We start from the raw sequence: 13,418 nt of genomic DNA, 5'->3' as shown, positions 1-13,418 counted from the left end.
CGGCCGGCGCGCCCCGACCCCGGGGAGAGCCATGGTGCTGTTCCGCCGCAGCCGGCCCGGACGCCCGGACCACGCCGCCGCCGTCGTCGTCGCCGAGGAGACCGCGCCGGCCGGTCCCGTCGCGCCCACCGTTCCCCCCGCTCGCGGGCACGACGAAGCCGCTCGCGGGCACGACGAGGAACCGACCGGCGGGCCGGCGCCGGCGCGCCTGGACCCGGCCGACGTCCCGCGCCTGTTCGGCCCGGTGCCGAACACCGCCGCCAGCCCGCTGCCCACGCTCGACCCGGACGGCCGCCCGGTACCAGGCACCGGCATCCGCAAGTTCGTCGACCCGCTGCCGCTACCAGGGCAGCCGGCCACCGCCGGGCTCGGCGCCCGCCTGCCGGTCGCCGTCCCGGACACCATCACCTGGCCGGGCTGCGACTACTACGAGATCGGCCTCCAGGAGTACGCGCAGCGTCTGCACCGCGACCTGCCCGCCACCCGGCTGCGCGGCTACCGCCAGCTCAACCTGGGCACCGACACCTCCGGGCACAACACGGTCAGCCCGCCCGGCCGCCCCTGGCACCTCGGCCCGATGATCGTGGCCCGGCGGGGCCGCCCGGTCCGGATCAAGTTCATCAACCAGCTTCCCACCGGCCGGGCCGGGGAGCTGTTCCTGCCTGTCGACGAGACGGTCGACGGCGCCGGCGCCGGGCCGCTCGACGGTCCCGCGCCGTACCCGCAGAACCGGGCCGTACCGCACCTGTCCGGCGCGCAGACCGGGTGGATCAGCGCCGGCAACCCGTGGCAGTGGGTCACCCCGGCCGGCGAGATCACCCCGTACCCGGTGGGTGTGGGTGTGACGCCGGTGCCGGACATGCCGCCGCCCGGTGCGGGCGCCACCACGCTGTACTTCCCGAACGAGCAGAGCGGCCGGCTGATGTGGCTGCACGACAACACGCTCGGCCTGTCCCGGCTCACCGTCTACTCCGGGCAGATCGCGCTCTACCTGCTCACCGACCCGGCCGAGGAACGGCTCGTCGAGGACGGCGTGCTGCCCGCCGAGCAGTTCCCGCTGGTGATCGAGGACAAGACGTTCGTACCGGACGACGCGCAGCTCGCCGCCCAGGACCCCACCTGGGACCGGGACCGCTGGGGCGCCAAGGGCAGCCTCTGGCACCCGCACGTCTACCAGCCCCGGCAGAACCCGTACCGGCTCACCGGCACCAACCCGACCGGGCGCTGGGACTACGGGCCGTGGACCCACGACCCGGACGGTGGCGCCAGCCCGTGGGTCGCCCCGGTGCCGAACCCGCACCACGACCCGGACACCGACACCGACGAGCCGCCGCTGGCACCCGGTGTGCCGCACCCGTCGGCGGTCCCCGAGGCGTACGGGGACACCCCGCTCGTCAACGGCGTGGCCTACCCGTACCTGGAGGTCGCGCCGCGGGCGTACCGGTTCCGGATCCTCAACGCCTGCGCGGACCGGGCGCTCAACCTCCAGCTCTACCGGGCCGCCTCCGACGCGCCGATGTGGGGCGAGGACGGCAGCCCCGGCGACCCGGGCGCCGGTGAGGTGCCGATGGTCGAGGCGGTACACGCACCGGGACGGCCGGCGTACTGGCCGGCCGACGGGCGCGACGGCGGCGTACCCGACCCGGCCGCCGCCGGACCCGAGATGATCCAGATCGGCAACGAGGGCGGCCTGCTCCCCGCCCCCGTCGTGCTGACCAACCGGCCGGTGGACTACCGGTACGACAGGCAGGACCCGACGGTGCTCAACGTGGACGGGCACGCGCTGCTGCTCGCCCCCGGCGAGCGGGCCGACGTGGTGGTGGACTTCTCCACGGTGCCGCCGGGCAGCACGCTGATCCTCTACAACGACTGCCCCGCGCCGCTGCCCCGGTTCGATCCGCGCCACGACCACCACACCGGCGCGCCGGACCGGACCGCCGCCGGTGGCCTGCCCCCGACCCGGCCCGGGTACGGCCCGAACACCCGTACACTGCTCCAGATCCGGGTCACCGGCACCCCGGCGCAGCCGTACGACACGCGCCGCCTGGCCGACCGGCTCCCGGGGGCGTACGCGCGCAGCCAGCCGCCGCCGATCGTGCCGCAACCGGCGTACGACACCGCGATCGGCACCTCCACCCCGCGCCCGACGCTCGTCCCGGCGCGGGCCGCCTCGGTCACGTTCACCCCGGCCGGCGCGACCGCCCCGGTCACGTTGCCGCTGGCGGTGAAGTCGGTCGGACAGGTGTTCGAGCCCCGGCACGGTCGCGCGGTGGGACGGCTCGGCGTCGGCCACCCGGTCAGCGGACCGCTCGCGCCGGCCACCCTGCCGCTGGGACCTGCCGACCCGGCCACCGAGGTGCTGCACGCCACCGACCCGGCAGTGGCGGTCGGTGCGCCCGGTGACGGCACGCAGCTCTGGCGGATCGTCGGTGACGCCCCGCGCACCCATCCCGTGCACATCGAGGGCTGCGACGTGCAGGTGGTCAACCGGGTCGGCTGGGACGGCACGGTCCGTCCGCCGGACCCGGGCGAGCTGGGCTGGAAGGACACCGTCCGGGTCAACCCCCGGGAGGACGTCGTGGTGGCGCTGCGTCCCGTACCGCCCGCCCTGCCGTTCAAGATCGGCGACAGCGTACGGCTGCTCGACCCGGCCCGCCCGGCCGGCGTACGGCTCGACGCCGGTCCGGTCAGCCCGGTCGACGGCCGCCCCGCGGTGGTGGTCAACCAGATGGTCAACCTCGGCTGGGAGTACCGCTGGCAGACCCGCTCGGCCGGACTACGCGACCAGGGCATGAGCCGCCCGCTGGTCCTGCGCGTCGCGCCCAAGGCACCGACCGGGCTCGGCGCCACCCCGGCGCCCGGCGGCGCCACCGCGCTGCCCGCCATCGCGCTGACCTGGACCGGCAACGGCAGCCGGCCCGTGCCCACCAGCCACCGGCTGCAACGCGCCACCGACAGCGCCTTCACCACCGGGCTGACCGAGATCACCGTGGCCGCCACCGCCACCCGCTACACCGACGCCACAGTCACCCCCGGCGTCACCTACCACTACCGGATCCGGGCCGAGAACGCGGTGAGCTGCTCGTCCTGGTCGAACGCCGTACCGGCGGCGGTGCACCTGGCCGCGCCGACCCGGCTGACCGCGGTGCTGCCGCCGAACGCGCCACTGCGGGTGGCGCTGCGCTGGGCCAACCACTCCTTCGCGACGGGGGTGGACGTGCAGCGGGCCACCAACCCCACGTTCACCAGCGGCCCGGGCACCACTGCCATCGCCGTGGGCGAGGCCCACGTGGACCCGGCGGTCGCACCGGACACCACGTACTACTACCGGGTACGCACGACGTACCTGGGTGCCGCCTCCCCCTGGTCGACGGTGGCCGCGGTGACCACCCCGGCCCGGCCGGCCGCACCGACCGGGGTGAGCGTCACCACGAGCGCGTCCGGGCCGGACACGGCCACCGTGACGGTGAGCTGGTCGGCGCAGACGCCGGCCGGACCGGGTGCCGGGTTCATCGTGCAGCGCGCCACCGACGCCGCCTTCACGCGCGAACCGGCGACCTTCCACGTCACCGGCCGAGGCTTCACGAACACCGGCCTCGCGCGCGGGGTCACCTACCACTACCGGGTACGCGCGACGAACGTCGTGGGCACCTCCCCCTGGACTCCCCCCACCACCAAAACCACCCCCACCTGACCCCGCGCCTTCAGGGTCGATCATGAAGTTGGGGGAGGTTCCAGAGGGGCGGGGCGGGACTCGCCGTCAGGGGGCTCGGAGGGGGGTGCGGAGTTCGGCCAGGGCGGAGGCTACGCCGTGCAGTAGGTCGGTGGCCTCGGTCAGGCGCGCGGCGGACGGGTGCTCGGTGTTCGGACGGGCGTCCTCGGCCACGTAACCGGCCGCTGCCACCACCAGCCGCTCGTACGCGGCCACCCCGTCCTCCAACTGCGCCACCAGCGAGGCGTGCACCTCGTTCAGCGGGCTCTGCGGCGTCAGCTTCGCCGCGCGTTCCACGCCCGCCACCCGGTTCGCCAGCTCGCGCAGGGACCGGTCCGCCTCGGCCGCCTCCCGTACCGCCGGCTCGGCCAGCCCGGTCAGCCGCCCGGCCAGCCCGGCCAGGGTGAGCGCGGCCCGGTCCAGCCGGGCCCACGGCTCGGCCGCGGCGGTGCCGCGCAACGCGAGGCGGGAGCGGACCCGGCGTGCCTCGGCCAGGACGCCCGGCCCGACGGGCAGCCGCTCGACGGCGGCGACCAGCCGGGCGCGGGAGCGGGCCGCGGCCTCGGCCGGGTCGAGTGCGGGCGGGGCTGGCACGGCGGCCAGCGCGCGGTGGTCGGCCCAACGCCAGACGGCCACCGCAATCGCGCTGCCCGCGGCGCCGGCCCAGGCCGCGTCCGGCAGGCCCAGTCCGGCGTACGGGGTCAGCACCGCGGCGGCACCGCCGAGCCCTCCGGCCAGCACGCTCCACCGTCGCGCCGAGTTGCGCAGTCTGCGCAGCCTGCGGAAGTGCCGGGCCCGTTCGTCCGCCATGGTGTCCGCCCCTTCCGTCAGCTGGTCGTGGTCTCCCCGGTGCCACGATCCCGGCTCATGCTGGCCCGGATCTCGTCGAGCCGGGCGGTGGCGGCCGGGTCGGTCGGCTGTCCCACCGCCGGGGTCTCGTGCCGGGCACCGAGCTGCTCGCCGGCCATGCTCGACCGGATCTGCTCCAGTCTCGCCGATCCGGACGAGTCGAGGGTCGCCTTCTGGATCTCCAGCATCCGGCCCTCGACCGAGTTGCCGGCCAGCTCGGCCCGGCCCATGGCGGTGGCGTAGCGGCGCTCGATCCGGTCGCGGACCTCGTCCAGCGACGGGGTGCTGGCGGGCGCGGTGAGCGACGACATCGACTCCAGCGAGCGGGCCACGCTCTCCTGCATCTTGGCCTGCTCCAGCTGGCTGAGCAGCTTGGTGCGCTCGGCCAGCTTCTGCTGGAGGATCATCGAGTTGTTCTCGACCGCCTTGCGGGCCTGCGCGGCCGCGCCCAGCGCCTGGTCGTGCAGCGTCTTGAGGTCTTCCAGCGCCTGCTCGGCGGAGACCAGCTGGGTGGCGAGCATCTGGGCGGACTGCTCGTAGCGCCCCGCCTCGGTCTCGTCTCCCTTGCCGCGGGCCTGGTCGGCCAGCACCAGCGCCTGCCGCGCGTTGCCCTGGAGCTGTTCCACCTCGGTCATCTGCCGGGACAGCTTCATCTCCAGCTGGCGCTGGTTGCCGATCACCGCCGCCGCCTGCTGGACCAGCGCCTGGTGCTGGCGCTGCGCCTCCTCGACGGCCTGCTGGATCTGCACCTTCGGATCCGCGTGCTCGTCGATCTTCGCGCCGAAGAGCGCCATCAGGTACTTCCAACCCTTGACGAACGGGTTAGCCATCTCCGCCTCGTCCCCTCAGTAGCGTCGCGTCTACATCGTTCCAGCCGGACGCCACTCCGGCACCCGTACGCTCCTGATCAACAGTACGACGCGGACGCCAGCACTGCCCACGGCGCGGCAGCCGGGTCAGGCGGCGCAGACCACGTCCCGCTCGGCGGGGCGTACCCGGGTGCTGCGCAGCGTGGCCTTGAGTGGCGAGTCCTGCCGGACCTGGACGGCCACGGCGCCGTCGGAGGTGACCTGCCGGACCCCACGGTTGGTGGTCTTGCGCACGGCGGGCCCGGCCACCGCTGCCGGCTCGACCCGCTCGTCGGCCACCGGCACCAGCACGCCGGGCATCTGCTCGGCCAGGGCGACCGTGTCGCTCACCTCGCGCAGCAGCTCGGACAGGCGGGCGCCGAGCGCGTCGCAGATCGCCGCCAGCAGCTCGCTGGAGGGTTCCTTCTGGCCGCGTTCGATCTCGGAGAGGTAGCCGAGGCTGACGTTGGCGGCGGAGGAGACCTCGCGGAGGGTGCGGTGCTGCCCTTGCCTGCGCGCCCGCAGCGCGTCACCGATCACCCGGCGTAGCAGGACCATCGCACCTCCCCCTGAACGGGACCACCATGCCCGGCGACCGTGCCGGGCCGGACGCGGCGGACCGCTCCGGCGCCGACGGCGACCGCCGAAGCCTTCCCGCAACCGTACCCGTTGGTCGCCACGACGACATCCCACCCCGCCTCTGAAATCCGGGCGGACCGGCCCGCCCGGCGGTCCCGCCGCCGGGTGTGTCGGCACCTCGCCGGCTCACCGGCGGCCGGCCCCCGCCGCCTGCGCGGCGTCGGTGCCCTCGGGGAGGTCGATACGGTCGGCGAGCAGGCGCAGCGCCTCGATCACCGCGGCCGAGCGGATGTGGTCGCGGCCGCCGTCGATGTCGAGCCGGCGCACCTCGGTGCCGTCCGGCCCGGCGACCGCCACGTAGACCAGGCCGACCGGCTTGCCGTCCTGCGGCTCAGGCCCGGCCACACCGGTGGTGGCCAGGCCCCAGTCCGCACCGCACCGCCGCCGTCCGCCCTCGGCGAGGGCCACCGCCACGTCCGGGTCGACCGGGCCGCGGTCGGCCAGCAGGTCCTCCGGTACGCCGGCGAGCGTCGCCTTGAGTTCGGTGGCGTAGACCACCATGCCGCCCCGGTAGATCGAGCTGACGCCGGCGATCTCCACGATCGCGGCGGCCAGCAGCCCGCCGGTCAGCGACTCGACGGTGGCCAGGGTCTGGCCGCACTCGTGCAGGCGGTGCACCACGGCGGCCGCCGGGCTGCCGGCGGGCCGCTGGTCTCTCGCGTCGGTGTCCATGCCCGCCCCCATTTCCCGCCCCACGCCGGCTTACTCGCCCGCCGCCCGGATCGACGGATCGGTCACCCGGATCGACGGATCCGCCGACCGGTTCGAACGGATCAACGGGCCGGGCGACGCAGCCGCAACGCCTGGGCGATGTAGTCGAACCCGGTGACCACGGTGACCACCACCGCCGCTCCCATGATCCACGGCCCGATCGCGGCCGCCGCCTCCGGCATCGGCCAGAGGTACCAGGTGATGGCCAGGATCTGCAGCGCGGTCTTGACCTTGCCGCCCCGGCTGGCCGCGATCACCCCGTGCCGGATCACCCAGAACCGCAGGCCGGTGATGCCCAGCTCGCGGGCCAGGATCACCACAGTCACCCACCACGGCAGCCGGTCGTAGAAGGAGAGCAGCACCAGCGCGGCGCCGGTGAGCGCCTTGTCGGCGATCGGGTCGGCGACCTTGCCCAGCGAGGTGACCAGGTCGTACCGGCGGGCGATCCAGCCGTCGACCAGGTCGGTCGCGGAGGCCACCACGAAGATCAGGCAGGCCGTCATCCGCCAGCCCGCGTGACTCATGCCGGAGGCGATCACGGTGGCCGTGAAGACCGGCACCAGCATCAGTCGCGCGCCGGTGAGCACGTTCGCCGCGTTGAGCAGCGGTACGGGGGCAGCCGCCGTCGACTCCGCCCCCGTCATGTCCCGCATCGCCCCACGTGGCTTCCCCGCTCCATCAGGGCCCGCCGTCACCGTACCGCGCCGGGCGCCGCCGAGATCATCTCATCCGGCACGGCGACCAGGTCGACGCCCTCGGTCGCCGTCACCGTGGCACGGACCAGGTCACCGGGGCGCAGCGCGGCCAGATCGACGCCGCCGCCGACCGGCGCGACGAGCGTGGTCGAGCCGTCGACCTCGGGCGCCTGGTGGGCGGCCCGGCCCTCCACCACGCCGTCGGCGGTGGAGTCGACGAGCACCTCCACCGTCGCGCCGAGGCGCTCCTCGGCGCGCTGCGAGCAGAGTTCGTCGGCCAGGGCGCTGAGCTTGTCGTACCGCCGTTTGATCGTGGCGGCGGAGACCTTGCCGGTCAGCCCGGCGGCCTCGGTGCCGTCCTCGTCGCTGTAGTCGAACATGCCGATCGCGTCCAGCCGCGCCTCGGTCAGGAACCGGACCAGCTCGGCCACGTCCGGCTTGGTCTCGCCGGGGAACCCGACGATGAAGTTGCTGCGCGCGCCCGCGTCCGGCGCCAGCGCGCGGGCCGAGGCCAGCAGCTCCAGGAACCGGTCGGTGGAGCCGAAACGCCGCATCCGGCGCAACACCGGCTCGCTGGAGTGCTGGAACGACAGGTCGAAGTACGCGGCCACGCCGGGCGTGGTGGCGATCACCTCGACCAGGCCGGGCCGGGTCTCGGCGGGCTGGAGGTAGCTGGCCCGCACCCGCACGATCCCGTCGATCGCGGCGAGCTGCGGCAGCAGCTTCTCCAGCGCGCGGGGGTCACCCAGGTCCTTGCCGTACGAGGTGGAGTTCTCGCTGACCAGCACCAGCTCCCGTACGCCGGTCTTGGCCAGCCACTCGGCCTCGGCGAGCAGCTCGTCCGGGGTACGCGAGACGAACGCCCCACGGAACGCCGGGATGGCGCAGAAGGCGCACCGCCTGTCGCAGCCGCTGGCGAGCTTCAGCGAGGCCACCGGGCCGGTGTCGAGCCGGTGCCGCAGCACCTGCCGCAGGTGCGCCGGGGTGTGCGCGTCGGTCTCCGGTGCGACCCGGGCCGGGGTGCCGTGCCCGGGTAGCGACACCGCCGCGGCGCGGCGCTTCACCGGGGTCAGCGGCAGCAGTTCCCGCCGGTCGCGCGGGGTGTGCGCGCCGATCGCCTCACCGGCGAGCACCGAGTCGAGCCGGGACGCGATGTCCGGGTAGTCGTCGAAGCTGAGCACGGCCTGCGCCTCGGGGAGACTGTCGGCCAGCTCACGGCCGTACCGCTCGGCCATGCACCCGGCGGCGACCACCTTGGCGCCGGTGTCGGCGGCGGCCAGCAGCGTCTGGATCGAGTCCTGCTTGGCCTTCTCGACGAACCCGCAGGTGTTCACCACCACCACGTCGGCGCCCTCGCCGTCGGTGGTGACCTGCCAGCCGTCGGCGTGCAGCCGGGCGGCCAGCTCCTCCGAGTCGACCTCGTTGCGGGCGCAGCCGAGGGTCAGCAGGGCGACGCGGCGCCCGTCGGATCGCGGGGTGGAGGAGGAGGCAGACACCATCCGAGGGTACCGGGCCGGTTCCGGTCCGCCGCGCACCCGTCCGGCCGGGTCAGCGAGCGGGAACCGCCACCCGGGCCAGCCGGTCCAGGAGGAACACCTCGGTGCCGGCCAGGCCGGTGGAGCAGAAGACCGAGATCTGGTCCGCGGTGGTCCGGCCGGGGACCGCGCCGGCCAGCACCGCGCCCAGGTCGCGCAACCGCCCGGCGTAGGGCTCGACGGCGGCGAGCATCGGCGGCACGTACGCGGTGGCCTGGCCGGGTGAGTCGGTGACCAGCAGGTCGGCGGCGTCGAGCAGGTCGGGCCCGAACTCGTGCCGGTCGACCTGCTTGAAGCCGACTGTGTTGACGTGGGTGCCGGGGGCCAGGTCGGCGGCGTCGACCACCGGGACGGTGCTGGTGGTGGCGAGCACCACGACGTCCCGGTCGCGTACCGCGGCGGCGGCCGAGCCGACCGCGCGGGCGGGCACGCCCAGCTCGGCGCGGACCCGTGTGGCGAACGCCTCCCGCCGGGCCGCCGAGCGGCTGTACACGGTCACCTCGCGCAGCGGCCGGACCGCCGCCGCGGCCCAGACCTGGGTCCACGCCTGCCGCCCGGACCCCACCACGCCGACGGTGGCGGCGTCCGCGCGGGCCAGGGCGTCCACCGCCACGCCGCCCAGTCCTCCGGTACGCCGGGAGCCCAGCTCCTCGCCGACGGCGATGGCGCGTACCGCACCGGTGGTGGCGTCGTGCAGCACGACGAGCTGACCGCTCTCCGGGTGGCCGAACGTGTCGTACGAGCGGAAGCCGTACCACTGCCCGGTGAGGTGCCCGGCGGTCAGCACCATCCGGCCTCCGCCCAGCGGCGCGGACGCCCGGGGCGGGGCGATGAGCCGCCCGGCGTGCGCGGCCAGCAGCGCGTCCCGCATGGCCGCCACGGTGAGCGGGGCGTCCACGGCGGCCGCGACGTCGTCGTCGGAGAAGAGCAGGGTCATGCCCTCAATCGTGCAACCTGAAGTTGACGTCAACTCCACTCATGGTGGGCTTTCTCACCCCGCCGCCGGTCCGGCCCGCCCGGTGCTACCGTCGGCCACGACGGCCCGCGGGCCGTCCCGGACGAGTGGTGGGCGTACCCGGTCAGGCCAAGACGCCCCGCGTGACCCGACCGTCGCCCGGCCCGCTGCGCGCCGGGCCCGCCCGTCAGAGGTGATTCACCATGGCCTGGATCGTGCTGGTGCTCTCCGGACTGCTGGAGACCGCGTGGGCGATCGCGCTCGATCGCAGCGCCGGCTTCACCCGTCCCCTCCCCTCCGCCGTCTTCGCCGTCACGCTCGTCGGGAGCATGGCCGGCCTGGCGTACGCGCTGCGCGACATCCCGGTCGGCACCGGCTACGCGGTGTGGGTCGGCATCGGCGCGGTCGGCACCGCGCTGGTCGGGATGCTGGCGCTCGGCGAACCGGTCAACCTCCCGCGCGTGGCCTGCCTGCTGCTGGTGGTGGCCGGCGTGATCGGCCTGAAGTTGTTCGCCTGATCGATACCGCATCCGGTTTGGACGGTGTGGCGGCGGGGGTACCGAATCCTCCGTAGCCACACAGCGAGACCACTCACGGAGGAACCCCATGGCCAACATGCACGCCACCGCCCGCCCGCGCACCAACGCCGCCCGCATCTGCACCATTGTCGCGTTCGTGTTCGCGGCCCTCGCGATCTTCGTGTCCCCGCTGATCTTCGGGGTCCTCGGCCTGGTCCTCGGCATCGTCGGCGCCGTCCTCGGTGACAAGCCGCTGGGCTGGTACGCCGCCGCCGCCAGCGTGGTCGGCGCGATCATCGGCGCCGTGCTCGTCGCCGCGCTGCTCAACTGACCCGGAACCGCCGACGGCGGCCGCCACCCGAGGGTGGTGGCCGCCGTCGGCGTCGTGGGCCCCCGTCGTCCGTGGCGCGGGCCGTCAGTCCTCGCCGCCGCGCAGGCCGGCCAGGACCTCCTCCAGCTCGTCCGGCTTGACCAGCACGTCGCGGGCCTTGGAGCCCTCGGACGGGCCGACCACGCCCCGGGTCTCCATCAGGTCCATCAGCCGGCCCGCCTTGGCGAAGCCGACCCGCAGCTTGCGCTGAAGCATCGAGGTCGACCCGAACTGCGAGGTGACCACCAGCTCGACCGCCTGCACGAGCAGGTCCAGGTCGTCGCCGATGTCCTCGTCGATCTTCTTCTTGCTGTCCTGCGCCGGGGCGAGCACGTCCGGCCGGAACTCCGGCTCCCGCTGGTCCTTGCAGAACTTCACCACGTCGGCGATCTCGCGCTCGGTCACCCAGGCGCCCTGTATGCGCTGCGGCTTCGACGCGCCCATCGGCAGGAACAGGCCGTCGCCGCGGCCGAGCAGCTTCTCCGCGCCGGGCTGGTCCAGGATGACCCGCGAGTCGGCGAGCGACGAGGTGGCGAACGCGAGCCGGGACGGCACGTTCGCCTTGATCAGGCCGGTGACCACGTCCACCGAGGGCCGCTGCGTCGCGAGCACCAGGTGGATGCCGGCGGCCCGGGCGAGCTGGGTGATCCGGACGATGGAGTCCTCCACGTCGCGCGGCGCGACCATCATCAGGTCGGCCAGCTCGTCCACGATCACCAGCAGGTACGGGTACGGCCGCATCTCCCGCTCGCTGCCCGGCGGCGCCGTGATCTCGCCGTTGCGCACCTTGCGGTTGAAGTCGTCGATGTGCCGGACCCCGTTGGCCGCGAGGTCGTCGTACCGCATGTCCATCTCACGGACGACCCACTCCAGCGAGTCGGCCGCCTTCTTGGGGTTGGTCACGATCGGCGTGACCAGGTGCGGGATGCCCTCGTAGCCGGTCATCTCGACGCGCTTCGGGTCGATCAGCAGCAGCCGCACCTCGTCCGGCGTGGCCCTGGTCAGGATGGACACCAGCAGCGAATTGAGGCAGGAGGACTTGCCCGCACCGGTGGCCCCCGCAATGAGAATGTGAGGCATCTTCGCGAGGTTGGCCACCACGTAGCCGCCCTCGATGTCCTTGCCGAGCGCCACCACCATCGGGTGGTGGTCGCTCGTCGCCTCGCGGGAGCGCAGCACGTCGCCGAGCGACACGTTCTCCGGGTCGGTGTTCGGGATCTCCACGCCCACAGCGCTCTTGCCCGGGATCGGGCTGAGGATGCGGACGTCCGGCGACTTCACCGCGTACGCGATGTTGCGGGACAGCTGGGTGATCCGCTCGACCTTGACGCCCGGGCCCAGCTCCACCTCGTACCGGGTGACTGTCGGGCCGCGGGTGAAGCCGGTGACCGCGGCGTCCACGTCGAACTGCTCGAAGACGCCGGTCAGCGCCGCGATCACCTCGTCGTTGGCCTTGCTGCGGCTCTTCGGCTTGGCGCCGGTGCCGAGCAGGTTCGCGGGTGGCAGCGTGTAGTCGCCGGCCAGCCCGGTGAGCGCGAGCTGCTCGGCGCGGGTGGGCAGCGGCGAGTGCTCCGGCGGCTCCACCGACTTGCGGTTGGCCGGCACCTTCGGCGGCTTGCGCGGCAGCACCAGGGTCTCCTGGAGGTCCACGCCGGCGAGCTCGTCGTCCGGGTCCAGCGGCTCCAGCGGCGGCGGCATCCGCTTCGCCGGCCGCTTGCGGGCCGGTTTCACCGGCGCCTCGTCCTCGGCGAACTCCTCGTCGTCGTCCACCCCGGCCGGATCCGCGCGCAGGCCGAGCCGCTCCGGGATCTTGTTGATCGGCGTCGCGGTGACCACGAGCAGGCCGAACACCAGCAGCAGGAGCAGCAGCGGCATGGCCACCCAGGCGGTCACCGCCGACTTCAGCAGGTCGCCGACGCCCGCGCCGATGAGGCCACCGGCGAAGTCGCGCTGGACCTCGTCGACCGGGTTCTGCCCGATGTGCAGCATCGAGGCGGTGGCCAGCATCATCGAACCCCAGCCGACCAGGCCGCGACCGCGATGCTCGGGGTCGGCCGGAGTCCGCATCAGCCGCCACGCGCCGACCATGAACAGCACCGGCAGGATTATCGAGATGGCGCCGACGAAGAGGCGTACGGTGTCGGCCAGGTGCCGGCCCACCGGCCCGGCGCCGCCGCCCCAGATGCCCACCGCGCTGAGGATGGCCAGGCCGAACAGCAGCAGCCCCGCACCGTCGCGGCGGTGCTCCGGATCCAGCTCCCGGGTGGACGCGGCCTGCCGCCCGGCGGCCCGGAACGTCCAGCCGACAGTGTGGGCCAGCCCCATCCAGACAGCACCCACCGCCCGGCCGACGAACGCAGCCGGGCTCGGCCCGGGGGCCGGTCGCCGCCGTGCCGGTTTCCGCGCCGCCGCCTTCTTCGCCGGCTGACGGGCGCGGTTGTTCGTGTTGCCACGCGGCGACGCGCCGCGCCGCCGGCTCGCCTGAGAGGTACGGCCCGCCATAGAGTCACGGTAACGGCGGTACCCGGTGGATCGCCGCTTTTCCGGGTCGTGTCCGCGCGTCGCAGCACGGGTCGGACCGTCGTT

At 74.3% G+C, this 13,418-nt stretch carries 11 protein-coding genes and 1 riboswitch; of the genes, 3 read left to right on the top strand and 8 right to left on the bottom strand.

Features of this window, described 5'->3' with window-relative positions; translation table 11 throughout:
• Nucleotides 1–31 precede the first annotated feature (31 nt).
• Complete coding sequence (locus tag AB0D28_RS05505; RefSeq protein WP_357382523.1) at nt 32–3,694, top strand: fibronectin type III domain-containing protein; 3,663 nt, start codon at nt 32–34, stop codon at nt 3,692–3,694.
• 66 nt (nt 3,695–3,760) lie between these two features.
• Here the strand turns inward: AB0D28_RS05505 and AB0D28_RS05500 are convergent, their stop codons facing one another.
• The 7 genes from AB0D28_RS05500 to AB0D28_RS05470 all read right to left on the bottom strand — a co-directional run bounded on the left by AB0D28_RS05500 (nt 3,761) and on the right by AB0D28_RS05470 (nt 9,926).
• Complete coding sequence (locus AB0D28_RS05500; RefSeq protein WP_357382521.1) at nt 3,761–4,522, bottom strand: hypothetical protein; 762 nt, start codon at nt 4,520–4,522, stop codon at nt 3,761–3,763.
• 17 nt (nt 4,523–4,539) lie between these two features.
• On the bottom strand, nt 4,540–5,391 hold the full coding sequence (locus AB0D28_RS05495; protein WP_357382519.1) for a PspA/IM30 family protein: 852 nt from the start codon (nt 5,389–5,391) through the stop codon (nt 4,540–4,542).
• 126 nt (nt 5,392–5,517) lie between these two features.
• Nucleotides 5,518–5,967, bottom strand: a complete 450-nt coding sequence (locus AB0D28_RS05490; protein WP_357382517.1) for a helix-turn-helix transcriptional regulator — start codon at nt 5,965–5,967, stop codon at nt 5,518–5,520.
• Between the two features lie 207 nt (nt 5,968–6,174).
• Nucleotides 6,175–6,720, bottom strand: a complete 546-nt coding sequence (locus AB0D28_RS05485; RefSeq protein ID WP_357382515.1) for a CinA family protein — start codon at nt 6,718–6,720, stop codon at nt 6,175–6,177.
• Between the two features lie 101 nt (nt 6,721–6,821).
• Nucleotides 6,822–7,403: a CDP-diacylglycerol--glycerol-3-phosphate 3-phosphatidyltransferase gene (pgsA, locus tag AB0D28_RS05480; RefSeq protein WP_357382770.1), complete on the bottom strand. Its 582-nt coding sequence runs from the start codon at nt 7,401–7,403 to the stop codon at nt 6,822–6,824.
• A gap of 47 nt (nt 7,404–7,450) precedes the next feature.
• Nucleotides 7,451–8,953 (bottom strand): 30S ribosomal protein S12 methylthiotransferase RimO, encoded by a 1,503-nt coding sequence (rimO, locus tag AB0D28_RS05475; RefSeq protein WP_357382513.1) that lies wholly within the window; start codon nt 8,951–8,953, stop codon nt 7,451–7,453.
• 49 nt (nt 8,954–9,002) lie between these two features.
• Nucleotides 9,003–9,926: an ornithine cyclodeaminase family protein gene (locus AB0D28_RS05470; protein ID WP_357382511.1), complete on the bottom strand. Its 924-nt coding sequence runs from the start codon at nt 9,924–9,926 to the stop codon at nt 9,003–9,005.
• 96 nt (nt 9,927–10,022) lie between these two features.
• Nucleotides 10,023–10,088, top strand: a riboswitch (guanidine-III (ykkC-III) riboswitch).
• Between the two features lie 59 nt (nt 10,089–10,147).
• Here AB0D28_RS05470 and AB0D28_RS05465 point away from each other — a divergent pair.
• A complete protein-coding gene (locus AB0D28_RS05465) occupies nt 10,148–10,462 on the top strand; it encodes a multidrug efflux SMR transporter (RefSeq protein WP_357382509.1) in 315 nt (104 codons plus the stop codon).
• An 88-nt stretch (nt 10,463–10,550) separates the two neighbouring features.
• Nucleotides 10,551–10,793, top strand: a complete 243-nt coding sequence (locus AB0D28_RS05460; RefSeq protein WP_357382507.1) for a hypothetical protein — start codon at nt 10,551–10,553, stop codon at nt 10,791–10,793.
• 84 nt (nt 10,794–10,877) lie between these two features.
• Here the strand turns inward: AB0D28_RS05460 and AB0D28_RS05455 are convergent, their stop codons facing one another.
• A complete protein-coding gene (locus tag AB0D28_RS05455; RefSeq protein WP_357382505.1) occupies nt 10,878–13,334 on the bottom strand; it encodes a DNA translocase FtsK 4TM domain-containing protein in 2,457 nt (818 codons plus the stop codon).
• Nucleotides 13,335–13,418 lie beyond the last annotated feature (84 nt).

The organism is Micromonospora sp. NPDC048169 (assembly GCF_040652815.1).
GTDB lineage: Bacteria > Actinomycetota > Actinomycetes > Mycobacteriales > Micromonosporaceae > Micromonospora.
Note: the sequence above shows the minus strand (reverse complement) of the source record. Positions and strands in the feature narration are given on the sequence as shown.

What these genes read in the sequence shown, in the direction of transcription:
- AB0D28_RS05490 (WP_357382517.1), bottom strand. Translation starts at nt 5,967, where the DNA reads ATGGTCCTGCTACGCCGGGTGATCGGTGACGCGCTGCGGGCGCGCAGG.
- AB0D28_RS05455 (WP_357382505.1), bottom strand. Translation starts at nt 13,334, where the DNA reads ATGGCGGGCCGTACCTCTCAGGCGAGCCGGCGGCGCGGCGCGTCGCCG.
- AB0D28_RS05500 (WP_357382521.1), bottom strand. Translation starts at nt 4,522, where the DNA reads ATGGCGGACGAACGGGCCCGGCACTTCCGCAGGCTGCGCAGACTGCGC.
- AB0D28_RS05505 (WP_357382523.1), top strand. Translation starts at nt 32, where the DNA reads ATGGTGCTGTTCCGCCGCAGCCGGCCCGGACGCCCGGACCACGCCGCC.
- pgsA (WP_357382770.1), bottom strand. Translation starts at nt 7,403, where the DNA reads ATGACGGGGGCGGAGTCGACGGCGGCTGCCCCCGTACCGCTGCTCAAC.
- AB0D28_RS05485 (WP_357382515.1), bottom strand. Translation starts at nt 6,720, where the DNA reads ATGGACACCGACGCGAGAGACCAGCGGCCCGCCGGCAGCCCGGCGGCC.
- AB0D28_RS05465 (WP_357382509.1), top strand. Translation starts at nt 10,148, where the DNA reads ATGGCCTGGATCGTGCTGGTGCTCTCCGGACTGCTGGAGACCGCGTGG.
- AB0D28_RS05495 (WP_357382519.1), bottom strand. Translation starts at nt 5,391, where the DNA reads ATGGCTAACCCGTTCGTCAAGGGTTGGAAGTACCTGATGGCGCTCTTC.
- rimO (WP_357382513.1), bottom strand. Translation starts at nt 8,953, where the DNA reads ATGGTGTCTGCCTCCTCCTCCACCCCGCGATCCGACGGGCGCCGCGTC.
- AB0D28_RS05470 (WP_357382511.1), bottom strand. Translation starts at nt 9,926, where the DNA reads ATGACCCTGCTCTTCTCCGACGACGACGTCGCGGCCGCCGTGGACGCC.
- AB0D28_RS05460 (WP_357382507.1), top strand. Translation starts at nt 10,551, where the DNA reads ATGGCCAACATGCACGCCACCGCCCGCCCGCGCACCAACGCCGCCCGC.